Genomic DNA, 22,836 nt, shown 5'->3' on the forward strand with positions numbered 1-22,836 from the left:
CTCTCTAGGATACGTTCCGGCTGTGCACCGGTGTCGCTCGCGTCGCATCCGGCGCCAGCAATCGGGCGTGCCACGCCTCGGCGGTCTGGTCGGTGAGGCTCGCGACCTGGTCGACCACGATGCGCTTGCGCTCGGCGTCGGTACCGGCCTGCTGCCAGTCGTCGGCGAACGCGCGGTCGAGCGAGCGGCCGTCGGACTCCCAGAGGGCGTCGGCGAGTTCGAGCAGCAGGGTGCGCTGCCGCTGGTAGATGGGCTGCCGCGCGTCGTTGCTCATCACGAACACCGACACGATGCCCTTGAGCGTGGCGATCTCGGCCGCGACCCAGGGTGGCACGACCACGTCAGCGCCGTACCGCGTGATGCTCGTCGCCGGGAACGACTCCCGGGTCGCCCGCGTTGCGGCGCCGGCGAAGCGGCCGATCAACTGGCTGGTGAGGTTCTTCAGCTTCGCGTGCGCCTGCCGCGAGTCGTCCCACTCCGACAGCCACACCTGCAGTGAGTCGAGCCGCTCGAACGCCTCGGTCAGGTCGTCGAGGCTGAACGCCCCGCCGGCGCGGGAATGGATGCTGCGGATGAGCGAGGCGTGGTCGGCCCGCGCGCCGAGCACCGGAACGTCGATGTAGCCGTTCAGCACCGCGTCTTCGAAGTCGTGCACGGAGTAGGCGATGTCGTCGGAGAGATCCATCACCTGCGCCTCGACGCAGAGGGTGCGAGCCGGTGCGCCCCGCCGGAGCCAGGTGAACACGGGCACGTCGTCGTCATAGACGCCGTACTTCAGGCGACCGCTGGCGTCGGGCACCGGGTCGGAGACCGTCCACGGGTACTTGCAGCTCGCATCGAGGCTCGCCCGGGTGAGGTTGAGACCGACGCTGCGGCCGCTCTCGTCGACCACCTTCGGCTCGAGCCGGGTGAGGATGCGCAGACTCTGCGCGTTGCCCTCGAACCCGCCGATGTCGCGTGCCCAGTCGTTGAGCGCCCGCTCCCCGTTGTGCCCGAACGGCGGATGCCCGAGGTCGTGCGCGAGGCACGCGCTGTCGACCACGTCGGGGTCGAGATCGAGGCTGTTGGCGAGCTCTCGCCCCACCTGGGCCACCTCGAGGGAGTGGGTGAGCCGGTTGCGGGCGAAGTCGGCGACCACGGCCGGGCTCAGCACCTGGGTCTTCGCGGCCAAGCGGCGCAGCGACGAGGAGTGCAGGATGCGCGCGCGGTCGCGCGCGAAGTCGCTGCGCCGGGTGTAATGCTCTTCGGGCAGGAACCGCTCTGCGTCGGCCTCGGAGTAGCCCTTGGTGGGCGTGGCCGTCGAGAGGTTCGGCAGCGGCTCAGCCACCACTGTGCGTCAACTCCGCTGCGGCCAGGTCGACCCGCCCTGCGCTCTCGAGCGTGCGCGACTCGAGCCAGCGGTCGGGCAGCGACGGGTTCTTCGGGCTGCCGGCCCGGCCGCGCGGGCCTTCGGCGTCGGCACCGGGGTACGGCTCGCTCCAGTCGAGCGTGGCCAGGATCTCGTCCATCTGCGCCAGGCTCGTGACGGTGCTGAGCGCGGCCCGCACCTCGTGCCCGGCCGGGTAGCCCTTGAGGTACCAGGCGATGTGCTTGCGGATGTCGCGGCAGGCGTGCCCCTCGTCGCCGAAGAACTCCACCAGCAGCTCGGTGTGCCGGCGCAGCGTGCGGGCCACGTCGCCGAGCGAGGGTGCGGCGCGCAGCGCGTCGGCCTCCGCCGCGCCGAGTTCGCCCGCGCGCACCCGGAACGCGGCCGCCAGATCGCCGAACAACCACGGCCGCCCGAGGCAGCCGCGGCCGACCACCACGCCGTCGCAGCCGGTCTCGTCGACCATGCGCAACGCATCCTCCCCCGACCAGATGTCACCGTTGCCGAGCACTGGGATGCTCGTGATGGTCTCTTTCAGGCGCGCGATGGCCGACCAGTCGGCGTGCCCGCTGTAGAAGTCGGCCGCGGTGCGGGCGTGCAGCGCGATGGCGCTCACCCCGGCGCCCTCGGCGGCCTTCGCCGCCTCGAGGTAGGTGAGGTGGTCGGTGTCGATGCCTTTGCGCATCTTGACCGTCACCGGGATGTCTCCCGCCGCATCCACCACCGACTCCACGATCTCGCGGAACAGATCGAGCTTCCACGGCAGCGCCGCTCCCCCGCCCTTCTTGGTGACCTTGGGGACGGGGCAGCCGAAGTTCATGTCGATGTGGTCGGTGCGGTCTTCCTCCACCAGGATGCGCGCGGCCGCGGCCATGGTGCCCGGGTCGACCCCGTAGAGCTGGATCGAACGCGGCGTCTCGGACGGGTGGTGCGTGATGAGCCGCATCGTCGACTCGTTTCGCTCCACCAGCGCACGGCTCGTGATCATCTCACTGACGTACAGCCCCGCCCCGAACTCCCGGCAGAGCCGGCGGAAGGCGGTGTTCGTGATTCCCGCCATGGGCGCGAGCACCACCGGCACGTCGAGCCGGATCGGGCCGATCGTGAGCCGGTCACCGGGCGTGGTACCCGCCGATGCGGCGGGCGGTGCTGGGGCGAGGGTTGGAGTGGACATCGGGTCAATTCTCCCAGACGGATGCGGGGGCTGCGTCAAGCACGGGAATCCTGTGGACGAAAGAACGGTTGAATGGCTCTGTGACGGAGAAGAACGGTATCGACCGTGTTCAGCAGGACGCCGAGGCCCGGGGCATCCCGGTGGAGATCGTGGAGCGCCCCGCCGCCGACTCGCTCGAGGGCGCCGCGGCTCTCTTGGGCCTCGCGCCGGGCGACATCCTGAAGAGTCTGGTGGTGAAGCGGCACGACGGCGACTTCCTGTTCGCCCTCATCCCGGGCGACCGGCAGATCAGCTGGCCGAAGCTGCGCGCCCTGGTCGGCGTGAACAAGCTCTCGATGCCCCACCAGGACGTCGCCCTGGCAGCCACCGGCTACGAGCGCGGCACGATCACGCCGCTCGGCTCCACCACCGCCTGGCCCGTCTACCTCGACGCCTCGTTCACGGGCAAACGCGTCGCCATGGGCGCGGGCGCTCACGGCCACAGCGCCTTCGTCGACGCCGACGCCCTGGCCCGCGGCCTCGACGCCGTGGTCGCCGACATCTCCGACCCACTCCCTGCGCGCGGGTAGGCTCGCCGACCCGTCAGTTGCGGTGGGTATGCGGTCGCCAGACCGACCACAACTGACGGCTCGACAAGCGCGTTCAGAGCGCGCAGGCGTCGCCCTCGCAGGCCGCCCCGGCATCGCCCACGAGCGTGAGCGTCAGCGGCATGCGCGGCAGGATCTGCACCGGCTCGGGGGCAGGCTGCTGCGCAGCGGCGGCCGGTGCCGCCTCGGGCGCGGTCACGCGCCGACCTCCGTCTTCTCGTCGGTGACCTGGCGCAGCACCTGGGCGAAGGTCGACGCATCCTGCGCCCCCGACACCCCGTACTTGCCCTCGATCACGAAGAACGGCACGCCCTGGATGCCGTACGCCACCGCCGTCTGCTGATCGGCGCGCACCGCGGCCAGGTACTCGTCCGAACTCAGCGAGCGCACCACGTCGTCGCGGTCGAGACCGATCTCCACGGCCAGGTCGGCCAGGCCCTCGATCGTGCCGACCTGCCGGCCCTCCACGAAGTAGGCCTTCAGCAGCCGCTCCTTCGCCTCCAGCTGCAGCCCGCGCGCCTTCGCGTAGTGGATCAGCTGGTGCGCCAGCACCGTGTTCGCGTGCTGCAGATGGTCGTAGTCGTAGTCGAGGCCGACGGATGCGGCGATGCCGGTCACCCGCTCGAGCATCGGCCCGATCTGCTCCCGCGGGAAGCCCTTCGACTCGAGGAAGTCCTCGTGCGTGCCGTGGAAGTCCACCGGCGTGTCGGGCGAGAGCTCGAAGCTGTGGTACTCGATCTCGACCGGCAGAGCGCCGTCTTCCTCGCCGTACGAGGCGATGCCGTTCTCGAGTTTGCGCTTGCCGATGTAGCACCACGGGCAGGCGATGTCGGACCAGATGTCGATCTTGATGGCGTCACTCACACAAGACGCAACACGCGCATCCGCGATCTCATTCCGTGTTCGAGGGCCTCGACGAAGCCGAATCCGAATCCGAATCCGCCACCGGCGCGTCGACCGCCCCGCCGAACCGCCGGTTGCGGCCGGCGTAACGCTCGATCGCCTGCCACAGGTCGACCCGGGTGAAGTCGGGCCACAGTCGATCGAGGAAGACCATCTCGGCGTACGCCGACTGCCAGGGCAGGAAGTTCGAGGTGCGCTGCTCCCCCGACGACCGCACGAACAGGTCGACGTCGGGCAGCTCGGGCACGTACAGGTGCTTCTGGATGAGTTTCTCCGACACGGCCGACGCCCGGATGCGCCCGGCCGCGACGTCGTCGGCGATCGCGCGCACCGCATCCGTGATCTCGGTGCGGCCGCCGTAGTTGACGCACATCGTGAGGGTGAGGGTGGAGTTGCGGGCGGTGAGCCGCTCGGCGAACTGCAGCTCCTTGATGACGGATGCCCAGAGCCGAGGCCGGCGCCCGGCCCAACGGATGCGCACCCCCCACTCGTTCAGCTGATCGCGCCGGCGGTGCAGCACCTCCCGGTTGAAGCCCATCAGGAAGCGCACCTCGTCGGGCGACCGCTTCCAGTTCTCGGTGGAGAAGGCGTAGACCGACACGTGCTTCACGCCGATCTGGATGGCGCCCGCCACCACGTCGAGCAGGGCGGCCTCGCCCGCGCGGTGTCCCTCGATGCGGGTGAGGCCGCGCTGGTTCGCCCACCGCCCGTTGCCGTCCATCACGATGGCCACGTGCTTCGGCACCGCGGCCGCCGGGATGGCAGGCGGGTGGATGCCCGTCCAGTCCAGGGGGCGGAAGGGCTCGGCAAGGCGGGAGGTCTTGGGCACGGGACTCACTGGGGCTGGACCTTCTTCGTCTGCGACCGTTCGACGTGCTCGAGGGAGCGGAGCCCGCGTTCCAGGTGCCATTGGGTGTACGCGGCCACGATACCGCTCGCGCGCGAGCGGGTCGTCGCCTCCGAGGCGTCGGCCGTCGCCCAGTCGCCCGTGAGGAGGGCGGCGAGCAGCTCGAGGGTGGTGGGGTCGAGGCGCGGCGTGCCGGGCGGGGCGACCTGGTCGCTCACCACCCCGCCGAGCTGGACGACGAAGGCGGAGTGCGGTCCGGCCTCCCCGGTCACCGCGCAGTCGTGGAAGCTCGGCGCCCAGCCCGCCATCGAGAGCGCGCGGAGGAGGTACGAGTCGAGGGTGAGGGTGGGGCCGTGCTCGCCGCGCGCGAGTGAGCGCAGGGCGCCGACGAGCAGCAGGTACTGCTGCAGCGACGGCTCCTCCTCGGTGAGCTTGTCGGCCGTCTCGACCATCGCGCTGGCCGCGGTGTAGCTGGCGTAGTCGGCGGTGATTTCCGCGCCGTACGAGCCGATCGTGACGGCCTGGGTCACGGTGTCGAGCGAACGCCCCTCGTAGAACTGCACGTCGGCCACCATGAAGGGCTCGAGTCGCGCCCCGAACTTCGAGGCCGTTCGCCGCACCCCGCGCGCGACGGCGCGCACTTTGCCGTGCTGCCGGGTGAGCAGCGTGACGATGCGATCGGCCTCACCCAATTTGTGGGTGCGCAGCACGACGGCTTCATCTCGGTAAACGGGCACGGTCAATTATCCCGCGCCCAGACGCCGCGATGCCGGAGCGACCCGGCGCCCGCGCGAGCGGATGCCGGTGCGCAAAGGCCGGAACCATCAGAAGGCTTCGAACGCCCGCCCGAGCTGCAGCCCGCCCAGGATGATGAAGAGCACGGCCATGATCACGTTGTTGTAGCGGATCAGCGACGCCTTGGCCGATGCCAGCGGCGCCGCGAGCCGGTGCGACCCGCCGGCGAGCGACAGGGCGATGAGGCCCAGGCTCGACACCGCTGCGAACACGGCCGCCCCCACGAACACGAGCGACCAGGGCATGTCGGCCGCACCGAGCGACGCCCCCGCCGCGATGGCGATCGGCACGTTCTTGATGTTGGCCACACCCAGCAGAAGGCCGAGCCCGGCCGACTTGACGACGCCGAACGACTCCATCGCCGCCAGCCATTTGGGTTCGACGGGCTTGGCGCCCTTCTTCGGCCGCTTCTGCCAGCTGCGGAACGCGAGGTAGAAGAACAGTGCGGCGAAGGCGAAGCCGATCACGATGTGGAACACCGTGGCGAAGAACGAGTCGTTCTGGGTGGTGCCCTTCGACCCGGAGGCGAGCGCGAGGGTCAACGCGAAGAACGAGACCGCGAACGCGATCGTGAACGCCCAGGCGTTGCCGCGCCCGCGCGGCCCGAGCAGCAGGGTGATGACCGCCACGAGCGGCATCGGCGAGATGATCACCGCGAACGCGAGGGGAAGCGCCTCGCCGAGTGCATGCCAGAACATGCCCTCAGCGTAGTGCTCGCCCGCGCCGCGCCCGCGACTCGTCGCAAACCGGGAAAGCCGACGCTTTCAGCTCGGTTTGCGACGAGTCACCGGAGCGGATGCCCGCAAGGGCGCCTGCCCTAGACGGCGGCGAGCTCGCGGTCGGCGTCGCGCACGCGGATGGCGCGGTTGACCGCGGAGACGACGGCCTTGAGGCTCGCCGTGGAGATGTCGGCGTCGATGCCGACGCCCCACAGGCGCGTGCCGTCGACCTGCAGCTCGACGTAGGCGGCCGCCAGCGCGTCGCCCGAGGCGCTCAGCGCGTGCTCGACGTAGTCGTAGAGCTTGATCTCGATGCCCTGCTCGCTCATCACGTTGAGGAACGCCGCGATCGGGCCGTTGCCCGTCGCGCTCGTCTCGATGACGTCCTCGCCGACGCGCAACTCGACCTCGAGCGACACCGAGCCCGACAGATCGCTGGCCGTTCGGGTGCGGGTGAGCTCGAAGCGGCCCCACTTGTCCTCGGCGCGGTCGGCCGGCGCCGGCAGGTACTCGTCGTTGAAGATCGACCAGATCTCGTCGCTCGTGACCTCGCCGCCCTCCGCATCCGTCTTCGCCTGCACGACGCCCGAGAACTCGATCTGCAGCTTCCGCGGCAGGTCGAGGGCGTGGTCGGTCTTCAGCAGGTAGGCGACGCCGCCCTTGCCCGACTGCGAGTTGACTCGGATGACCGCCTCGTACGACCGGCCCAGGTCTTTCGGGTCGACCGGCAGGTAAGGCACGGCCCAGACCAGTTCGTCGACCGATTTGCCCTGGCGCGCCGCGTCGGCCTCCATGGCCTCGAAGCCCTTCTTGATCGCATCCTGGTGCGATCCGCTGAACGCGGTGTAGACCAGGTCGCCGGCCCAGGGGCTCCGCTCGTGCACCTTCAGCTGGTTGCAGTACTCGGCGGTGCGGCGCACCTCGTCGAGGTCGCTGAAGTCGATCTGCGGGTCGATGCCCTGGGTGAACAGGTTGATGCCGAGCGCCACCAGGTCGACGTTCCCGGTGCGCTCCCCGTTGCCGAACAGGCACCCCTCGATGCGGTCGGCGCCCGCCAGGTAGCCGAGCTCGGCCGCCGCCACGGCGGTGCCCCGGTCGTTGTGCGGGTGCAGCGAGATGATGACGTTCTCGCGGTGGTTCAGGTGCCGGCCCATCCACTCGATCGAGTCGGCGTAGACGTTGGGCGTCGCCATCTCGACGGTCGACGGCAGGTTGACGATGACCTTGCGCTCAGGCGTCGGCTCGAGGATCTCGAGCACCTGGTTGCAGATGTCGACCGCGAACTCCAGCTCGGTGCCGGTGTAGCTCTCGGGCGAGTACTCGTAGTAGACATCCGTGCCGGGGACCATGCTCTCGAAGGAGCGGCACAGCCGGGCGCCCTCGAGCGCGATGTCGATGATGCCCTGCTTGTCGGTGCGGAACACCACGTCACGCTGCAGGATGCTCGTGGAGTTGTAGAGGTGCACGATCGCCTGCTTGGCGCCCTTGATCGACTCGTAGGTGCGACGGATGAGGTGCTCCCGCGCCTGCGTCAGCACCTGAATGGTGACGTCGTCGGGGATCGCGTTCTCCTCGATCAGCGAGCGCACGAAGTCGAAGTCGGTCTGGCTCGCGCTCGGGAACCCGACCTCGATCTCCTTGTAGCCCATCTTCACGAGCAGGTCGAACATGATGCGCTTGCGCTCGGGGCTCATCGGGTCGATGAGGGCCTGGTTGCCGTCGCGCAGGTCGACGGCGCACCAGCGCGGGGCGACCTCGATGTGCTTCGCGGGCCAGGTGCGGTCGGGCAGGTCGACGGCGATCTGCTCGTGGTAGGGCCGGTACTTGTGGATCGGCATGGCCGATGCGGCCTGATTGTTCTTCATGAGTGCGTTCCTTCGTCAAATGTGGTGGTCAGCCAACAGCAAACTCCGCGACGAGGGAGGCCTGAAACTAGGACTCGTCGCGGCAGCTAAGAAGGAGCAGACCCGAAAGCACGTTCCGACGATATCACGGCTCCTGGCAGCGCCCGAATTCCTGCGACGCGCGGATGACCCAAGCTCTAAGTAGGAACTACTCATTGGGAGAAGGAAGATATCTTCCTACGCTCGATTTATGATTTCAACTAATTCTCATCTTTCGGAACTGCAGGCTCAAATACTTGAGTCCATTCTCACCCTCGCGGCCCGTGACCTCCCGACACACGGATTCGCGATTGCTAAGGAGATCAGCGACGTCGACCGCGCACGAAAACTGACTGCTCACGGCACCCTGTACAAAGCATTGGGGAAGTTGAGCGAACGCGGCCTGGTGGACTCCGAGTGGATACACGAGCCCGAAGTCACTGAGCGGCCACCACGCCGGGAGTACCACGTCACAGGGCTGGGCGAACGCGTGCTCGACGAAATTCACTCCCGAGCCCGAGCCGATGCTCCGCAATCATTTTTGGTCGTGAACGCATGAAGCGCCGCGCTAACGCGATGCCCAAGCACGCAACACGCATCGTGCTGGCCTGGGCTGGTTTTTACACTCGAGGCATCCCACGGCCGATCGCCGATGAACGCCGACGGGAGATCGCCTCCGATCTCTATGAGCAATCTCACGTCCTCGATGACGATAGATCCACCGCGAAACGCATCTTCGTGCGGGCCGTGCGCGGAGTTCCGGCTGACATAGCCTGGCGGGAACACCAGCTCAATCTCACGGAGAAGCGGCGCCTGTCGCAGGTGCCGGCCGGCAGTGCGTCCATCGCGATCCGTCTCTCGCTGATGCTGACTGCGATCAGCATCGTGGTGGCGATCAGTGGAGCCGTCGCGACGGTCCGCAGTTTCGCGAACGGCAACCCGATGAGCACCTCCGAAATGCCTATGATGCTACTCGCCAGCACAGTGATTGCTCTCGCAGGGCTACTGCTGGCGCGCCGGCCGTCGTCCCAACTCATCGGATCGATCGTTGTCAGCGTCAGCGTAGTGGCTCTTGGGGCGGCCGTGATCTACGGGATGCCATCTCTAGGCGGCAGCCCGTCCGATATTCTTGCCACGGTCACGATGAGCCTTCCGCGCGGACTCTGGGGTAAGGCGATTCTGATCACCCCCGCCCTGATCCTCGCCAGCGTGCCCCTAGCGCTCGGCATTCGGCTCACCACCCTGCGTCGGATCTGGTCGTCCTAAAGTTTTCATGAGCGGTGTTGACAAGGAAGTCCGCGCCAACACCGCTCATGATGACCGAGGAGGCATGTGGCGACTCGGGTCAAATGCCCTCGACGTCGTGCCTCGCAGCACCAACACAGCCACCTTTCTGCCAGTCGTACGGCGTATTCTCATAATCTCCGCTCAAGGCAAGGCGCACATCCGGCTGCTTTGCCAGTGGAAATGTGCTCATCCACGGGTCTTGAGCTCGGTAGGAATCGGTCATCAGCCAATACGGCGTCCCCATAACTTGGGTACCCCGCCGCCGCCATGCAAGCTCTCACCTGGAGTTCGACCTCCCAGCCCTGGCGCGCCGAAGTCCGATCGGCATCACTCCATTCGGACGGGATGTCTAAAGTGGACGCGTCACTGAAGTCGCTCTCCTCGAACCGAGGAAGACGCGCTGGAAACTCAAGCGGGCCGTTCGGTTGCCGACCGATCTGCTCGAGAGCCTGATTGAAACAGACCACCGCACTAGTGCGAAAGAACTGGAACGGTCGCTGGAAGTGCGCGTCCCAATCACTCGGAGGCGGCCCGCTGCTGGCCAGCGCGCCTGAATCGTCATAAGTCTCCTCCCACACCGGGAGGTAGCGGTAAGAATCGATTCCGCGCCGCAGCTGGCACTGTTGTGTGCTCTGTTGAACGGTGACCCATTCGCGCGCATTCTCTTTGTCCGCCTCTGGCCAATCGACCGGGATGACGATCGATATCGGTTCGGGGTCGGCGACCGGGGCAGGCGGCCAACTTGCGTCGTCAGGGGCATTCTTTGCTTCCGAAGCGCCCGGTGCCGAGACCGATCCACTCGACCCAGTCACTTCGGTATCGGCTTGATTGCCCGCGCACGCCGAAAGGGTGGTGATGGCCACAATCTGGACTAGGGCGACGGCAGGCGTTGAAAGACGGTTCATGATTCACCTCGATTATGAGGTTACATCACTTTAGCCGGAAGAGTTCACGGCGAGTCGCTCACGGGGCGACGCGGCCGTTCGCGTCGAACGCCGCCGATGTGAGCGGCATCAACCCCTGCCAGATCGTCTCCATCTTCTCCGCGCACATCTCGATCTCGCGCTGCGGGAAGCTCGGGAACGTCGTGTCGGGGCGCTTCGTGCGCAGCGACAGGAAGTTCATCAGCGACCGCGCGTTCAGGGTGACGTACATCGACGAGTAGATGTTGAGCGGCAGCACGATGCGTGCGACCTCGCGGGCGACGCCGGCCTCGAGCATCCGTTCGTAGGCCTCGAAGGCCGCCGTGCTCGCCGCTTTCACCTCCTCGGCCACCAGGGCGGTCTGCGCCGGCGTGCCGGGTAGGAAGTCGTAGGCGCCGGGCTTCCCGACCTGCACGAGGTTGCGATCGGCGCCCGGAACGTAGAACACCGGACGCAGCTGCCGGTAGCGCCCCGACTCCTCGTTGTAGCTCGCGATGCGGTGCCGCATGAACTCGCGGAAGACGAAGATCGGCGCCTGAACGTAGAAGGTCATCGAGTTGTGCTCGAACGGCGAGCCGTGCCGGTCGCGCATGAGGTAGTTGATGAGCCCGCGATCGCGTTTCGGGTCGGCCTCGGTGCCGGCCTCAGCGGCCTCGAGCGTCTGCTCACCCTGTGTCGACACGCGCGCTGCGAACAGCACGTCGGAGTCGCCGGCACTCGAGCGCACCAGCTCGACGGTCACGTCACTACGGAATTCGATGCTGCGCGGTTCGATCTCGGTCACCCCTTCACGATAGCCGCCGCGCGGCACGGGCAGCGTTCGTAACATTCGTCATGAACGGATGCGGCGGGTCGCCCGGCGCGTAGCCTGCGAGCACCATGAATCCGCTGCTGATCACCGCGTTCCTCCTCGGTCTCGTCGCCGTGAGCACCGTCGCGGGCTTCACCTGGCGGTCGCGGCAGGGCGCCGCTCGGGTCGTGGCGGAGGCGCACACGGTCGACCCCGCCGTGTTCTCGAACCCCGCCGCCGGCGCGCAGCAGGCGTCCGCCCCCGCATCCGCTCCCGCGCGCCTCGGCGCCCACGCGACGCTGGTGCAGTTCTCGACCGAGTTCTGCTCGAGCTGCCCCGCCACCCGCCGGCTACTGACCGACCTCGCCGGCGCGACCCCCGGCGTGGCCTATCTCGACGTCGACGTCACGCACCGGGCCGACCTCGTGCGGCGCTTCAGCATCCTGCAGACCCCCACCACCCTCATCCTCGACCGCGACGGCGTCGTGCGCTCCCGCATCGGCGGGGCCGTGCGCCGCGCCGTGGTCGAGACGCAGCTGAAGGAACTCGCATGATCGACCCCCGCGCACCGCGGTTCACCGCGGGCATCACCGCCGTGCTCCTGCTCGTCACGGTCGCCCTGAGCTTCGCCTTCCCGACGGATGCCTCGGTGGCGCCGGTCGCGCGCATCCTCTCCCCCGCGTTCGGGCTGCTCGCCCTGCTCAGCCTGCTCTTTCTCTGGGGTGCGACGGCGGGCGTGAAGCGGCACCCGTTCGGGCTGCTGTTCCGCACGCTGGTGCGGCCGCGGTTGGCGCCGCCGACCGAGCTCGAAGACCCGAAACCGCCCAGCTTCGCGCAGCTCGTCGGCTGCGTCGTCACCCTCGCCGGACTCGTGCTCGGCGCCCTCGGCGTGCCGTTCGCGCTCACGATCTTCGCCTCGCTGGCGTTCGTCGCCGCTTTCCTCAACGCGGTGTTCGGCTACTGCATCGGATGCCAGCTCTACCTCCTGCTGGTGCGAGCGCGACGGGTTTCGACGGGGACCTGACGGTAGCGGGCAAGTCGGCCTGACGAATGCGGCAAAGCCGAATAGTCTGGACGCACCGACGGAGAGGTCCAGCATGACTGTCACCAGCGAATCCACGACCGTATGGCGTGGCGACCTGCTCAGCGGGTCAGGCACCACGACCCTCGACACCTCGAAGGCCGGCAGCTTCGCCGTCGACTGGAAGGCGCGCTCCGAGGGCGCCGACAGCGTCACTACGCCCGAAGAACTTCTGGGCGCCGCCCATGCCTCCTGCTTCTCGATGGCCTTCGCCAACGCGCTCGCGCGCTTCGGCACGAGCCCGGAGTCGCTGCAGACGACCGCGGCGGTCACCTTCGACCCGGCCGAGGGCGTCACCGGCAGTCACCTGCTCGTGAGTGCCGTGGTGCCGGGCATCTCGGAGGCCGACTTCCAGCGCATCGCCGAGGAGGCGAAGGCCGGATGCCCGATCTCCCGTGCCCTCGCCGGCATCCCCATCACGCTCGAAGCGAGCCTCGCGTAGTGGCGGCCGGACGGCACCCCGCACCGCCGCATCCGCTGCCCGCCGCGGAGGCAACCCGATGAGCGCGCCACGCACCGTGCTCATCGCGGGCGGCTCGGGTTTCATCGGCACCGAGCTCGCCGCCCAGCTGCGCGCCGACGGGCACACCGCGCTCATCCTCGTGCGCCGGCCCGCCCGCACCGCCACCGAGCGCACCTGGGACCCGGAGGCGCGCTGGATCAAGACCGCCATCGTCGACGGCGCCGACGCGATCGTCAACCTCTCCGGCGCCTCGATCTCCCGGCTGCCGTGGACGCTGCCGTACAAGCGCGAGATCCTGCAGTCGCGCATCCAGGCCACCTCGACGCTCGCCGACGCCATCCTGCGCGCCGAATCGCCGCCGGAGGTCTTCCTCAGCGGATCGGCGGTGGGCTTCTACGGCGACCGCCCCGGCGAACTGCTCACCGAGAGCGCGCCCGTGGGCGACGGCTTCCTCGCCAAGGTCGCGGATGCGTGGGAGCGCGCAGCCGCGCCGGCTGCGGCCCGCACGCGAGTCGTCACGGCGCGTACCGGTCTCGTGGTGGGCCCGGGCGGCGGAGCGCTGAAGCCGCTGCGGTTCCTGGCCAAGGCCGGGCTCGCCGGGCCACTCGGCTCGGGCGAGCAGATCTGGCCCTGGATCAGCCTCTACGACGAGGCGGCCGCACTCCGCCACCTGCTCGACTCGTCACTCGACGGGCCGGTCAACCTCGTCGGGCCCGAGCCCGCACCCGCCGGGCTCGTGGTGCGCGAATTCGCCGAGCAGCTGCACCGGCCGTACTGGTTGCCCGCCCCCGCGTGGGCCCTCCGCGCCGCCCTTGCCGACGCGGGCAAGGACTTGCTGCTCGCCGACCAGAACGTGTCGGCCCAGCGCCTCGTCGCCGACGGCTTCGCCTTCCGCGACGCCACCCTGGAGTCCGCCCTCGCCCACGCTGCGTAACCCGCCCGCGGCCCCCGTCGCGCGCCACCAGGCCGCATGCGCCGACCCGTCACTTGTGGTGGGTATAGACGCGCCATTCCAACCACAAGTCACGGATCGATGGGGCTGGGGGCGCCGGGCGGGCGTGGGGCGGCGAGGGGTGCGTCAGCGCCCGCGCTCGAGGTGGATGGCGGTGCGGAGGGCGCCGCGCGCGCGACGGCGGTCGCCCGACGCGTCGTAGGCGAGCCCCAGGCGGAACCAGGCCCGCCAATCGGTCTCGTCGGCCTCGACCGCAGCGCGGTACTGCGGGAACTCCTCGTCGGCCGCCGCCCGCACCGGTCGCCCGCTCGCACGTTTGGGCAGGTCGTCGACCGGCAGCTCGCCCTCACGCTCGAGGCGCTCCACGAGCTGCTGCGTGCGCACCCCGAACATCACCTCCCGCACCAGCGCCCACGCGCCCACGATCGGCAGGATGATGAGCACCACCCCGATCGCGATGGCGATCGGCACCCCGGTGAGCACGAACTGCACCGCCCGCACCCCCACGAGCACGATGTAGACGGCGAGCAGCACCGCCATCAGCAGGGCGGCGAAGCGGTTCTTCACGGTTGCACGCTCGTGGCGGTCGCGGCCTGCCCCGACACGTTCTCGGGGGCGGGCGCGGGCGCCTCGGCCGAGGCATCGGCGGAGTCCGCGGCAGCGCCGGCGCCTGCCGCCCCGTCGGCGCCGAGCCCGAGCACCTGGTCGAGCCCCACGACGACGCCCCGCGCATCCGCCGCCGCTGCGAGCGACACCCGGATGCCGGCCGCATACGCGCTCGGCGAGATGGTCTCGTGCGAGATCGTGAGCACCTCGCCAGTGCCGCCGAACACGACGTCCTGCTTGGCGACGATGCCGGCCAGCCGCAGGCTGTGGATGGGGATGCTCGCGACCTGCTGCCCGCGCGCCCGCTGGTCGGTGTGCGGTGCGGCGACGGGGCCGAGCGCCGAACGCGCCGCGCCCATCAGCTCGGCCGTGCGCACGGCGGTGCCCGAGGGCGAGTCGACCTTGGTGGCGGCGTGCGCCTCGACGATCTCGATCGAGTCGAAGTACCGCGCCGCCATCGCTGCGAACGAGGTGGCGAGCACCGAGCCGAGCGAGAAGTTGGGGATGACGACGACGCCCGATCGCGGCTCGTCGCCGAGGGTGCGCCGGAGCGCCTGGATGCGGTCGGCAGACCAGCCCGAGGTGCCGATCAGCACGTTCTTGTCGTGCGCCACCGCGAAGTCCACCACGCCCTGGCTGACCCCGGGCACGGTCACGTCGACCACGAGGTCGGCGGCCAGCATGTCCTCGAGCGGGCTGCGCGAGTCGAGCGCCGCGACCAGGTCGAACCCGTCGAGTTCCTCGACGATCCCCGTGACGAGTCGCCCCATCTTCCCCGTCGCACCGGCCACCGCAACCTTCGTACTCATATGAGTAACCTACCCGGGCTCGCGGGGGCTCGTAGGCTGGGGGCATGCGCATCCGATCCGGCGACGTGACGGCCGAGGTCGAGCGCGGGCTGCTCGACGACTACTTCGCCTACCGGGCGGCGGCGTTTCCGCAGGCGGGCGGCTCGTACACGGTGTCGTACCCGTCTCCGGTCGACTTCGACGGGGTGAACGGCGTGTTCGTCGTGCTCGAGGACGACGAGGGCCGGGCGGTGGGCTGCGGTGGCATCCGGATGCTCGCCGACGCCGACGCCGGAATCGTGCGCTTCGAGGTCAAGCACGTCTGGCTCGACCCCGCGGCACGCGGCCGCGGCTGGGCCGGCGCCCTCATGGCCGAGCTCGAGCACCGCGCCCGCGCCTTCGGCGCCACCGAACTCGTGCTCGACACGCACGACTCCCTCACCGCCGCCGCCCGCCTCTACGCCCGCCTGAACTACGAGCCCATCCCCCCGTACAACACGAACCCCAACGCAACCAGGTGGTACCAGAAAAAACTCTGACCCACACCCCGATCTCCCCACGAGACCGAACGCAACAGGCCGCTCTCAGACGACCCAAGGTGAGGGTGTGGCCGAGGGGTGCGACCGCAGGCCGCTCCCCTCGACCGCGCCCTCACATGTCGCGCGGCGCCGGGCAGGGACCGGCGACGCCGGTGCAGCCCGAGCGAAGCCCGGGCCGCACCGCAGCTAGTACGGCTGGGGGTCGTTCACTCCCGTACGGAGTTCCACCGGGAGGTGGCCCAGGTCGTTGTGCGCCACCAGCTCCGGCAGCCGCCCCGCCTTGAAGCGGATGATGGTGAGGCCCGCGTGCGCCTGGTTGAGGCCGACCCAGCGCCACTCGGGCGCATCCATGGCCTCCCGAACGAACCAGGCGATCACGAAGTTGTGGGTGATCAGCAGGTCGTGGGTGGTGGCCCGCGACGGGGTGAGGAACTCGGCCACCGCATCCGCCATCTGAGCGCGGCCGGCCTCCACCTCGTCGTCGGTGACGGAATTGAAGAACGGCTCGAAGGTGTGCGGCATCTGCGGCGAGTACCCCGTCGGCACGCAGTCGAACAGCAGGGCGCTGGGCTTCGGATCGAGAGCGGGAAGGTGCTCGCTCATGATCAGCGCGGTCTGCTCGGCGCGCTGCAGCGGCGAGTGCCACACGTTGTCGAACGGCACACCGCCGAGCCGGTCGGCGATCAGTCTCGCCTGGCGGTGCCCGCGCGGCGAGAGCGGTCCGTCGTCGACGCCGTGCTCCGCGTCGAGCTGCTCGCCGTGCCGCACGAGGTAGAGGGTGTGCGCCATCAGGTGCTCACCACCTGACGGAGCGCGTCGTCGTCGACCGGGCCGACCGCCGCGATGCTGACTGGATGCGCGGCCAGCTCCTGCGCGAGCTCCTGCACATCCTCGCGGGTGACGGCCATCAGACGCCGCACGCTCTCGTCGAGGTCGACGAACTCGCCCATGGTGAGCTCGGAGCGGCCGAGCCGCGACATGCGGGTGTCCGAGTCCTCGAGCGCCAGCGCGGCCGAGCCCGAGAGCTGCCCGTGGGCGCGGTCGAGTTCGTCGGCGGTGATGCCGTCGGCGGCGAGCCGGTTCAGCTCGCTCAGCATGAGCTCGCTCACCGTGCCCGAGCGCTCGGGCGTGCATCCGGCGTACATCGTGAAGACACCGGCGTCGGAGTAGCTCGGTGCGTAGGAGTACACCGAGTAGGCCAGGCCGCGCTTCTCGCGCACCTCCTGGAACAGGCGCGACGACATCCCGCCGCCGAACGCGGAGTTGAGCACGGCCATGGTGGTGCGCCGTTCGTCGGTGGCCACGAGCCCGGGCATGCCCACCATGACGCTGACCTGCTCGGTGGGCTTGTGGGTGACGCTGACCGGGCGACCGGCGCCGAGCTCCGCCGGTTCGGCAGAGCGGCGGGCCCGAGGGGCGGACTCGATCGAGAGGTCCCAGCCCGACGCGTCGAGCGCGGCGGTGACGGCGGCGACGAGCACGTCGTGATCGACCGCGCCCGCAGCCGACACCACGAGATCGCTCGGGCGGTAAGAGGCGGTGTAGTGGTCCCACACGGCGTCGCGGGTGACGGCGCGGATGGTCTCGGGCGTGCCGCCGACGGGCCGGCCCAGCGGATGCTCGCCCAGCACCGCCTCGAACAGTCGCTCCCCCACGAGATCGCCCGGGTCGTCCTCGGCCATGGCCAGCTCCTCGAGGATGACGCCGCGTTCGGTCTCGAACTCACCGCGCTCGAGGAGCGAGGAGGTGAGCATGTCGGCGATGACCGTGATCGCCATCGGCAGATCGGCGTCGCGCACCTTCGCGTAGTAGCAGGTGTACTCCTTCGCGGTGACGGCGTTGTGCTCGCCGCCGACGGAGTCGAACGAGATCGCGATGTCGAGCGCCGAGCGACTCGGCGTGCCCTTGAACAGCAGGTGCTCGAGGAAGTGCGTCGACCCGAACCGCGACGGGATGCCCGCGACAGCGCCCAGTTCATCGCGCGACCCGGCCGCCACCCAGTACCCGATGGTGGCGCTGCGGCTGCCCGGGATGTGCTCGGTGAGGATGCGCACCCCGCTCGGCAGGATCGTGCGTCGCACCAGCCCTTCGGCGACGGTGCCGATCGACAGTTCGGGCAGGTCAAGAGGAAGTGGCACGGCGCTGTTCATCCTTGTCAGCCTACGCCATCGCCTCCGCTCGGCCCCGGTTCCGGCCGGTGCGCCGGGGCCGCACCACGCATCCGGTACGCCGTCGGACTGAGCCCTGTGGAGCGGCGGAATCGCTGCGAGAAGTACAGCGGATCGCTCCAGCCGACGTCCCGCGCGATCACCCCCACCGGGCGGTTCGTGAAGTCGAGGAGCTGCTTGGCGAGCAGCAGCCGCTCCCGCTCGACGAAGCGCTGGGGGCTCAGCCCGAGGTGCGCCGTGAAGAGGCGGCTCAACCGCGAGGGCGAAAGGCCGCCGACAGCGGCGAGCACCGGGACGTCGAGTTCGTCGGCGAGGTGCGCCTGCACGTACTCGACCACGCGGAGCACGCGTTCATCGGTCGGGCCCGACCGCGGGTTCTGCGTGTCGAGCCAGAGCAGAGCCTCCTCGAGGGCGTTCAGCGCGAACAACTCAGCGGTGGCGAGCGGGCTGCGCGCCAGCCCCACGGTGCGGCGCAGTGCCGCTCGCACGCGACGGAGCACCTCGCCTTCGACCCGCAGCCGGCCGACCCCCTCCCGGCGCCCCGGCCATTCCAGCAGTCCCGACCAGTCCGTCGGCGGGCGGAAATGCGCGAACAGGAACTCCCATGTCCCCGGTGCCGGCGACGTCGCGTAGTCGTGCCGGGCGCGTGGGGCGATCAGAATGGTGTCGCCCGCATCCGTCGTCAGCGATCCGTGGTTTCCGGCCACCCGGCCCGCTCCCGCCAGGGTGTGGATGAGGAGCCAGTCGTCCGTGCCGTGCGCCCGCCAGGTCGAGTAGTCAGCACCCTCGCGGAAGTGGCCGCCCGAGATCCGGTCGAACTCGGGATGCTTCGACTCCACACGGAGCCGTGCAGCAGGATCTTCATGGTTCATGACAGCAAATCCTATTCAGCTCCGGCAGCCAGTCCGGCAGTCTCGCTCGTATGTCTACTATCACCCCCTTCCCCGCCACCGACGCCGCCTCGCTCGCCGAGGAGTTCGATCGCCGCGGAGTCGTCCATGTTCCCGCGGTCTTCTCGCCCGAGGAGGTCGCCGAGATCCGCGAGTCCTTCATGGCTCAGGTCGAACGGGACCGCTCGATCGGGCACGACGACAAGGTCCCGGAGGACGATCCGCTGGCCCGGTATCCGCGATTCGTGCATCCGCACCGCCGCACCGACCTGGAGGTCGGCCGGCTCTCCCGCCGATGGATGCTCGACGAGCGCATCCTCGAGCGGGTGACCGCCATGTTGGGCCCCGTCTTCGCCGCCCAGTCGATGTTCTACTTCAAGCCGGCCGGCGGCCGCGGGCAGGCCATGCACCAGGACAACCTGTTCCTGCAGGCGCACCCTGAGACCTGCATCGCCGCGTGGATCGCGATCGACGACTGCGACAGCGAGAACGGGGGCCTCAGGATGGTGCCCGGCTCCCACCGCTACGAATTGGTGTGCCCGGAGGAGGCCGACGCCGACGAGTCGTTCACCAACGCCGAGGTCAAGCTGCCCGAGGGCATGGTCGCCGAGCAGACGGTGCTCGCCGCCGGCGACATGCTGTTCTTCCACGGCAGCATGGTGCACGGCTCCGGCCCGAACCGCTCGGCCGATCGCTTTCGGCGGTCATTGATCTTTCACTACGTGCCGCAGTCGAGCACCGAGATCGCGAAGTTCTACAACCCGCTGCTGGCGCCGGATGGCGCGGAGATCGTGGTTGCCGAGTCCGAGGACGGCGGCGCCTGTGGTGAGGGCTGGACCCCGGCCGGCCCGCACTGATCGGGAGACACGGATGCCCGCCCCGCGTCATGCGGGACGGGCATCCGTCGTGTCGGTCGAGGCTTAGCCCTCCGCGGGCTCCGTGGGGCCCTCGGAGTGGGCGGCTGAGCCCTCGGTGTCGGCAGCCTCGGCGAGGACCGGGGCGAGCGACAGCTTTCCGCGGTCGTCGATCTTCGTGATCTCGACCAGGATCTTCTGCCCGACGCCGAGCACGTCTTCGACGTTCTCGACGCGCTTGCCGCCGGCGAGCTTGCGCACCTCGGAGATGTGCAGCAGGCCGTCCTTGCCGGGGAGCAGGGAGATGAAGGCGCCGAAGGTGGCGAGCTTCACGACGGTGCCGAGGAACTGCTCACCGATCTCCGGGTTCTGCGGGTTCGCGATGGCGTTGACCTGCTGGCGCGCGGCCTCGGCCGAGGGGCCGTCGACGGCGCCGATGTACACGGTGCCGTCTTCCTCGATCGAGATGTCGGCGCCGGTCTCGTCCTGGATCGCGTTGATCGTCTTGCCCTTCGGGCCGATCAGCTCGCCGATCTTGTCGACCGGGATCTGCACCGAGATCACGCGCGGCGCGGTCGGGGCCATCTCGTCGGGCGCGTCGATGGCGGCGTTCAGCACGTTGAGGATCGCCTCACGGGCGGCCTTGGCCTGCTTGAGCGCACCGTCGAGCACCGAGGTGGGGATGCCGTCGAGCTTGGTGTCGAGCTGGATCGCGGTGACGAACTCGCTGGTTCCGGCCACCTTGAAGTCCATGTCGCCGAGCGCGTCCTCAGCACCCAGGATGTCGGTGAGCGCCGCGTAGCGGGTCTCCCCGTCGACCTCGTCGGAGACGAGGCCCATCGCGATACCGGCGACCGGGGCGCGCAGCGGCACACCGGCGTTCAGGAGCGACAGAGTCGAGGCGCAGACGGAACCCATCGAGGTGGAGCCGTTGGACCCGAGGGCCTCGGACACCTGACGGATGGCGTAGGGGAACTCCTCGCGCGAGGGCAGCACCGGCACGAGGGCGCGCTCGGCCAGGAAGCCGTGCCCGATCTCGCGACGCTTCGGCGACCCGACGCGGCCGGTCTCACCGGTCGAGTAGGGCGGGAAGTTGTAGTGGTGCAGGTAGCGCTTCTTCGTGATGGGCGAGAGCGAGTCGATCTGCTGCTCCATCTTGAGCATGTTCAGCGTGGTGACACCCAGGATCTGGGTCTCGCCGCGCTGGAAGATCGCCGAACCGTGCACGCGCGGGATGACCGCGACCTCGGCGTCGAGCGGACGGATGTCGGCGAGCCCACGCCCGTCGATGCGCACGCCGTCGCGCAGGATGCGGCCGCGCACGACCACCTTGGTGACCGACTTGTAGGCGGCGGAGACCATGCCGATGACCTCGGCATCCAGCTCGCCCGCTTCGACCTTGGCGGCGACGGCGGCCTTGACGCGATCCTTCAGGGCGTCGTCGGCGTTCTGGCGCTCGATCTTGTCGGCGATCTGGTAGATGCCCACCAGCTCGTCGTAGCTGAGCTCGGCGACGGCGTCGTAGGCGGCCTGGGTGTAGGGCAGGAACACGGGGTACTCCTGCACCGCCTTGTTGGCCTGCTGCGCCATCGAGGCCTGCGCCTCGACGAGCTGCTTGATGAAGGGCTTGGCGGCCTCGAGGCCCTCGGCCACGACGGCCTCGTTGGGCTTGACGGCGCCGCCCTTGATGAGGTTCCAGCTGTTCTCGGTGGCCTCGGCCTCGACCATCATGATCGCGACATCCTGCGAGCCGTCGCTGTTCGTGACGACCCGGCCGGCGACCACGAGGTCGAACACGGCGTCTTCGAGCTGCGAGTACTTCGGGAACGCGACCCACTGGTCGGGCTCCGAGCCGTAGCCGGGCATGAGCGCGAGGCGCACGCCGCCGATCGGGCCGGAGAACGGGATGCCCGAGATCTGGCTCGAGGCGGAGGCCGCGTTGATGGCCAGAGCGTCGTAGAACTCGTCGGGCGCGATGCTGAGCACGGTGATGACGACCTGCACCTCGTTGCGGAGGCCGTTGACGAACGACGGGCGCAGCGGGCGGTCGATGAGGCGGCAGACGAGGATCGCCTCGGTCGAGGGACGGCCTTCGCGACGGAAGAACGAGCCGGGGATCTTGCCGGCCGCGTACGACCGCTCCTCGACGTCGATGGTCAGCGGGAAGAAGTCGAAGTTGTCTTTCGGGTGCTTCGACACGCTCGTGGCCGAGAGCAGCATGGTGTCTTCGTCGAGGTACGCAGCGACGGCTCCCTGAGCCTGCTGCGCGAGGCGGCCGGTCTCGAAGCGGACGGTGCGGGTGCCGTACTTGCCGTTGTCGAGAACGGCTTCGGCGAATTTGATTTCAGGACCTTCCAAGAGGTCTTTCTCCTTTGTTTAGCGTCGCGGCCCCGTGTGGGCGTGCGACTCCTCGCGTGGGAGCAGGCATCACGGCAGCGAATGCGCGCCGGAACGTGTGTCGAAGGGCGACGCTGTGAATGAACACATGCTGGCCACCAGTAGAAAATCTCCGTGACGCACGCGCGTTTCGGAAACCCACCACCGAGGACCAGCTTCCTGCCAGCCTGCTCTCAACCTCTTCATCTTACCAGCCGTGAGCCGCAGAACCGAGGAACGCTCGCGCGGGTGTCAGCCGGGCACCGGCCCGAGGCCGAATTCGACCGTGAACGGGCGCGTGCTGCCCTCGATCGTGACCGGCACCACGAGGGCGGCACCGCGCGCCGCGAGCGCCCGCAGCTCGGCGCCGAGCGCGAAGTCGACCTCGCGCGGCACGAAACCGGCGCGGTAGAACACCCCGTCGTCGCCGACGATGTCGACGGCGACCCGCAGTTCCCGCCCGAGCCAGCGGCTGGCATCCGGTGTGAGCACCGCCGTGATCGTCCCGTGCGCCTTCGCCTGCGCGGCGTCGATGGCGTTCTGCCGGCGTTCGGTCTCGATCACCCGGAGCGTGCGGTCGGGCACGATCGGCACGAGCTCGATGCCGTCGAGAGTGCGCCGGGTGTTCTCGCTGTCCCGGCCGGTGCGCCGGAACAGCGGCAGCACGAGCAGCACGGCGATCACCACGGCCGCGACCAGCAGCCCGATCGAGAGCACCGGGCCGACCACCGGCCAGTCCGCGCGCGAGACGAAGTTCGCGGCGATGGCCAGGGCCAGCACCAGGGCGAACAGCAGGGCCTCCCAGCGCCAGAACGGCTTCCATCGGCGCGCAGAGTTCATTCCCC

Annotated in this window: 26 protein-coding genes; 9 read left to right on the plus strand and 17 right to left on the minus strand. The window is 69.2% G+C overall.

Annotated features, from left to right (window positions below):
• Positions 1–4: 4 nt before the first annotated feature.
• Complete coding sequence (locus tag AC3WLB_RS09915) at positions 5–1,327, minus strand: deoxyguanosinetriphosphate triphosphohydrolase (RefSeq protein WP_492505504.1); 1,323 nt, start codon at positions 1,325–1,327, stop codon at positions 5–7.
• A complete protein-coding gene (gene dusB, locus AC3WLB_RS09920) occupies positions 1,320–2,540 on the minus strand; it encodes a tRNA dihydrouridine synthase DusB (RefSeq protein WP_492505506.1) in 1,221 nt (406 codons plus the stop codon). The genes AC3WLB_RS09915 and dusB overlap by 8 nt, the downstream gene beginning before the upstream one ends.
• Positions 2,541–2,620: 80 nt before the next feature.
• Between dusB and AC3WLB_RS09925 the strand changes: the two genes are divergently transcribed.
• Positions 2,621–3,109, plus strand: a complete 489-nt coding sequence (locus tag AC3WLB_RS09925; protein ID WP_492505508.1) for an aminoacyl-tRNA deacylase — start codon at positions 2,621–2,623, stop codon at positions 3,107–3,109.
• Between the two features lie 73 nt (positions 3,110–3,182).
• On the opposite strand, the gene AC3WLB_RS09930 is transcribed toward AC3WLB_RS09925, so the two are convergent.
• From AC3WLB_RS09930 to leuA, 6 genes are all read right to left on the minus strand, one after another.
• Positions 3,183–3,326: a hypothetical protein gene (locus tag AC3WLB_RS09930; protein ID WP_492505510.1), complete on the minus strand. Its 144-nt coding sequence runs from the start codon at positions 3,324–3,326 to the stop codon at positions 3,183–3,185.
• Positions 3,323–3,991 (minus strand): DsbA family oxidoreductase, encoded by a 669-nt coding sequence (locus AC3WLB_RS09935; RefSeq protein WP_022898765.1) that lies wholly within the window; start codon positions 3,989–3,991, stop codon positions 3,323–3,325. Before AC3WLB_RS09935 ends, AC3WLB_RS09930 begins: the two co-directional genes overlap by 4 nt.
• A gap of 28 nt (positions 3,992–4,019) precedes the next feature.
• Positions 4,020–4,868, minus strand: coding sequence for an isoprenyl transferase (locus AC3WLB_RS09940; RefSeq protein WP_492505512.1), 849 nt, complete (start codon positions 4,866–4,868; stop codon positions 4,020–4,022).
• Positions 4,865–5,614: a DNA repair protein RecO gene (gene recO, locus AC3WLB_RS09945; protein ID WP_492505514.1), complete on the minus strand. Its 750-nt coding sequence runs from the start codon at positions 5,612–5,614 to the stop codon at positions 4,865–4,867. The genes AC3WLB_RS09940 and recO overlap by 4 nt, the downstream gene beginning before the upstream one ends.
• 87 nt (positions 5,615–5,701) lie before the next feature.
• The gene (locus tag AC3WLB_RS09950) at positions 5,702–6,370 is read right to left on the minus strand and encodes a GAP family protein (RefSeq protein ID WP_492505516.1); all 669 of its coding nucleotides are present in this window, start codon (positions 6,368–6,370) and stop codon (positions 5,702–5,704) included.
• Between the two features lie 119 nt (positions 6,371–6,489).
• Positions 6,490–8,256, minus strand: coding sequence for a 2-isopropylmalate synthase (leuA, locus tag AC3WLB_RS09955; protein WP_492505518.1), 1,767 nt, complete (start codon positions 8,254–8,256; stop codon positions 6,490–6,492).
• A 229-nt stretch (positions 8,257–8,485) separates the two neighbouring features.
• Here leuA and AC3WLB_RS09960 point away from each other — a divergent pair, with 229 nt between their 5' ends.
• Both AC3WLB_RS09960 and AC3WLB_RS09965 read left to right on the plus strand, forming a co-directional pair.
• Positions 8,486–8,833: a PadR family transcriptional regulator gene (locus AC3WLB_RS09960; protein WP_083890532.1), complete on the plus strand. Its 348-nt coding sequence runs from the start codon at positions 8,486–8,488 to the stop codon at positions 8,831–8,833.
• The gene (locus AC3WLB_RS09965) at positions 8,830–9,540 is read left to right on the plus strand and encodes a hypothetical protein (RefSeq protein WP_492505521.1); all 711 of its coding nucleotides are present in this window, start codon (positions 8,830–8,832) and stop codon (positions 9,538–9,540) included. The genes AC3WLB_RS09960 and AC3WLB_RS09965 overlap by 4 nt, the downstream gene beginning before the upstream one ends.
• A 149-nt stretch (positions 9,541–9,689) precedes the next feature.
• Here AC3WLB_RS09965 and AC3WLB_RS09970 read toward each other — a convergent pair whose 3' ends face one another.
• The gene (locus AC3WLB_RS09970) at positions 9,690–10,424 is read right to left on the minus strand and encodes a hypothetical protein (RefSeq protein WP_492505523.1); all 735 of its coding nucleotides are present in this window, start codon (positions 10,422–10,424) and stop codon (positions 9,690–9,692) included.
• A gap of 100 nt (positions 10,425–10,524) precedes the next feature.
• Positions 10,525–11,268, minus strand: a complete 744-nt coding sequence (gene thyX / locus AC3WLB_RS09975; protein WP_492505525.1) for an FAD-dependent thymidylate synthase — start codon at positions 11,266–11,268, stop codon at positions 10,525–10,527.
• A 95-nt stretch (positions 11,269–11,363) separates the two neighbouring features.
• Between thyX and AC3WLB_RS09980 the strand changes: the two genes are divergently transcribed.
• The 4 genes from AC3WLB_RS09980 to AC3WLB_RS09995 all read left to right on the plus strand — a co-directional run bounded on the left by AC3WLB_RS09980 (position 11,364) and on the right by AC3WLB_RS09995 (position 13,752).
• Entirely contained in the window at positions 11,364–11,828 is a 465-nt protein-coding gene (locus AC3WLB_RS09980; protein ID WP_492505527.1) for a TlpA family protein disulfide reductase, read from the plus strand.
• Entirely contained in the window at positions 11,825–12,298 is a 474-nt protein-coding gene (locus AC3WLB_RS09985) for a DUF4395 domain-containing protein (protein WP_492505529.1), read from the plus strand. Before AC3WLB_RS09980 ends, AC3WLB_RS09985 begins: the two co-directional genes overlap by 4 nt.
• Positions 12,299–12,371: 73 nt before the next feature.
• Positions 12,372–12,797 (plus strand): OsmC family peroxiredoxin, encoded by a 426-nt coding sequence (locus tag AC3WLB_RS09990; RefSeq protein ID WP_022898773.1) that lies wholly within the window; start codon positions 12,372–12,374, stop codon positions 12,795–12,797.
• Between the two features lie 58 nt (positions 12,798–12,855).
• Complete coding sequence (locus AC3WLB_RS09995) at positions 12,856–13,752, plus strand: TIGR01777 family oxidoreductase (protein ID WP_492505532.1); 897 nt, start codon at positions 12,856–12,858, stop codon at positions 13,750–13,752.
• A gap of 144 nt (positions 13,753–13,896) precedes the next feature.
• Here AC3WLB_RS09995 and AC3WLB_RS10000 read toward each other — a convergent pair whose 3' ends face one another.
• Together AC3WLB_RS10000 and dapB are read right to left on the minus strand one after the other, a co-directional pair.
• A complete protein-coding gene (locus tag AC3WLB_RS10000) occupies positions 13,897–14,337 on the minus strand; it encodes a hypothetical protein (RefSeq protein ID WP_022898775.1) in 441 nt (146 codons plus the stop codon).
• On the minus strand, positions 14,334–15,185 hold the full coding sequence (gene dapB, locus AC3WLB_RS10005; protein WP_492505534.1) for a 4-hydroxy-tetrahydrodipicolinate reductase: 852 nt from the start codon (positions 15,183–15,185) through the stop codon (positions 14,334–14,336). The genes AC3WLB_RS10000 and dapB overlap by 4 nt, the downstream gene beginning before the upstream one ends.
• A gap of 44 nt (positions 15,186–15,229) precedes the next feature.
• On the opposite strand from dapB, the gene AC3WLB_RS10010 reads away from it, so the two are divergent.
• On the plus strand, positions 15,230–15,703 hold the full coding sequence (locus AC3WLB_RS10010) for a GNAT family N-acetyltransferase (RefSeq protein ID WP_492505536.1): 474 nt from the start codon (positions 15,230–15,232) through the stop codon (positions 15,701–15,703).
• A gap of 186 nt (positions 15,704–15,889) precedes the next feature.
• Here AC3WLB_RS10010 and AC3WLB_RS10015 read toward each other — a convergent pair whose 3' ends face one another.
• From AC3WLB_RS10015 to AC3WLB_RS10025, 3 genes are read right to left on the minus strand one after another with little or no spacing between them, the layout of a single operon-like run.
• The gene (locus tag AC3WLB_RS10015; RefSeq protein ID WP_022898778.1) at positions 15,890–16,492 is read right to left on the minus strand and encodes a histidine phosphatase family protein; all 603 of its coding nucleotides are present in this window, start codon (positions 16,490–16,492) and stop codon (positions 15,890–15,892) included.
• Positions 16,492–17,853, minus strand: coding sequence for a M16 family metallopeptidase (locus AC3WLB_RS10020; RefSeq protein ID WP_492505538.1), 1,362 nt, complete (start codon positions 17,851–17,853; stop codon positions 16,492–16,494). The genes AC3WLB_RS10015 and AC3WLB_RS10020 overlap by 1 nt, the downstream gene beginning before the upstream one ends.
• 5 nt (positions 17,854–17,858) lie before the next feature.
• A complete protein-coding gene (locus AC3WLB_RS10025) occupies positions 17,859–18,743 on the minus strand; it encodes a helix-turn-helix domain-containing protein (RefSeq protein ID WP_492505540.1) in 885 nt (294 codons plus the stop codon).
• Between the two features lie 50 nt (positions 18,744–18,793).
• On the opposite strand from AC3WLB_RS10025, the gene AC3WLB_RS10030 reads away from it, so the two are divergent.
• Complete coding sequence (locus tag AC3WLB_RS10030; RefSeq protein WP_492505542.1) at positions 18,794–19,618, plus strand: phytanoyl-CoA dioxygenase family protein; 825 nt, start codon at positions 18,794–18,796, stop codon at positions 19,616–19,618.
• Between the two features lie 63 nt (positions 19,619–19,681).
• On the opposite strand, the gene AC3WLB_RS10035 is transcribed toward AC3WLB_RS10030, so the two are convergent.
• Both AC3WLB_RS10035 and AC3WLB_RS10040 read right to left on the minus strand, forming a co-directional pair.
• Entirely contained in the window at positions 19,682–21,973 is a 2,292-nt protein-coding gene (locus AC3WLB_RS10035) for a polyribonucleotide nucleotidyltransferase (protein WP_492505544.1), read from the minus strand.
• A gap of 270 nt (positions 21,974–22,243) precedes the next feature.
• A complete protein-coding gene (locus AC3WLB_RS10040; RefSeq protein WP_492505546.1) occupies positions 22,244–22,831 on the minus strand; it encodes a hypothetical protein in 588 nt (195 codons plus the stop codon).
• Between the last annotated feature and the right edge of the window lie 5 nt (positions 22,832–22,836).

It is taken from the genome of Herbiconiux sp. FW305-C-125 (assembly GCF_058783455.1).

What these genes read in the sequence shown, in the direction of transcription:
- dusB (WP_492505506.1), bottom strand. Translation starts at nt 2,540, where the DNA reads ATGTCCACTCCAACCCTCGCCCCAGCACCGCCCGCCGCATCGGCGGGT.
- AC3WLB_RS09985 (WP_492505529.1), top strand. Translation starts at nt 11,825, where the DNA reads ATGATCGACCCCCGCGCACCGCGGTTCACCGCGGGCATCACCGCCGTG.
- AC3WLB_RS09990 (WP_022898773.1), top strand. Translation starts at nt 12,372, where the DNA reads ATGACTGTCACCAGCGAATCCACGACCGTATGGCGTGGCGACCTGCTC.
- AC3WLB_RS09965 (WP_492505521.1), top strand. Translation starts at nt 8,830, where the DNA reads ATGAAGCGCCGCGCTAACGCGATGCCCAAGCACGCAACACGCATCGTG.
- AC3WLB_RS09995 (WP_492505532.1), top strand. Translation starts at nt 12,856, where the DNA reads ATGAGCGCGCCACGCACCGTGCTCATCGCGGGCGGCTCGGGTTTCATC.
- AC3WLB_RS09950 (WP_492505516.1), bottom strand. Translation starts at nt 6,370, where the DNA reads ATGTTCTGGCATGCACTCGGCGAGGCGCTTCCCCTCGCGTTCGCGGTG.
- AC3WLB_RS09960 (WP_083890532.1), top strand. Translation starts at nt 8,486, where the DNA reads ATGATTTCAACTAATTCTCATCTTTCGGAACTGCAGGCTCAAATACTT.
- AC3WLB_RS10015 (WP_022898778.1), bottom strand. Translation starts at nt 16,492, where the DNA reads ATGGCGCACACCCTCTACCTCGTGCGGCACGGCGAGCAGCTCGACGCG.
- AC3WLB_RS09980 (WP_492505527.1), top strand. Translation starts at nt 11,364, where the DNA reads ATGAATCCGCTGCTGATCACCGCGTTCCTCCTCGGTCTCGTCGCCGTG.
- AC3WLB_RS10030 (WP_492505542.1), top strand. Translation starts at nt 18,794, where the DNA reads ATGTCTACTATCACCCCCTTCCCCGCCACCGACGCCGCCTCGCTCGCC.
- AC3WLB_RS10040 (WP_492505546.1), bottom strand. Translation starts at nt 22,831, where the DNA reads ATGAACTCTGCGCGCCGATGGAAGCCGTTCTGGCGCTGGGAGGCCCTG.
- dapB (WP_492505534.1), bottom strand. Translation starts at nt 15,185, where the DNA reads ATGAGTACGAAGGTTGCGGTGGCCGGTGCGACGGGGAAGATGGGGCGA.
- AC3WLB_RS10025 (WP_492505540.1), bottom strand. Translation starts at nt 18,743, where the DNA reads ATGAACCATGAAGATCCTGCTGCACGGCTCCGTGTGGAGTCGAAGCAT.
- leuA (WP_492505518.1), bottom strand. Translation starts at nt 8,256, where the DNA reads ATGAAGAACAATCAGGCCGCATCGGCCATGCCGATCCACAAGTACCGG.
- AC3WLB_RS10020 (WP_492505538.1), bottom strand. Translation starts at nt 17,853, where the DNA reads ATGAACAGCGCCGTGCCACTTCCTCTTGACCTGCCCGAACTGTCGATC.
- AC3WLB_RS10010 (WP_492505536.1), top strand. Translation starts at nt 15,230, where the DNA reads ATGCGCATCCGATCCGGCGACGTGACGGCCGAGGTCGAGCGCGGGCTG.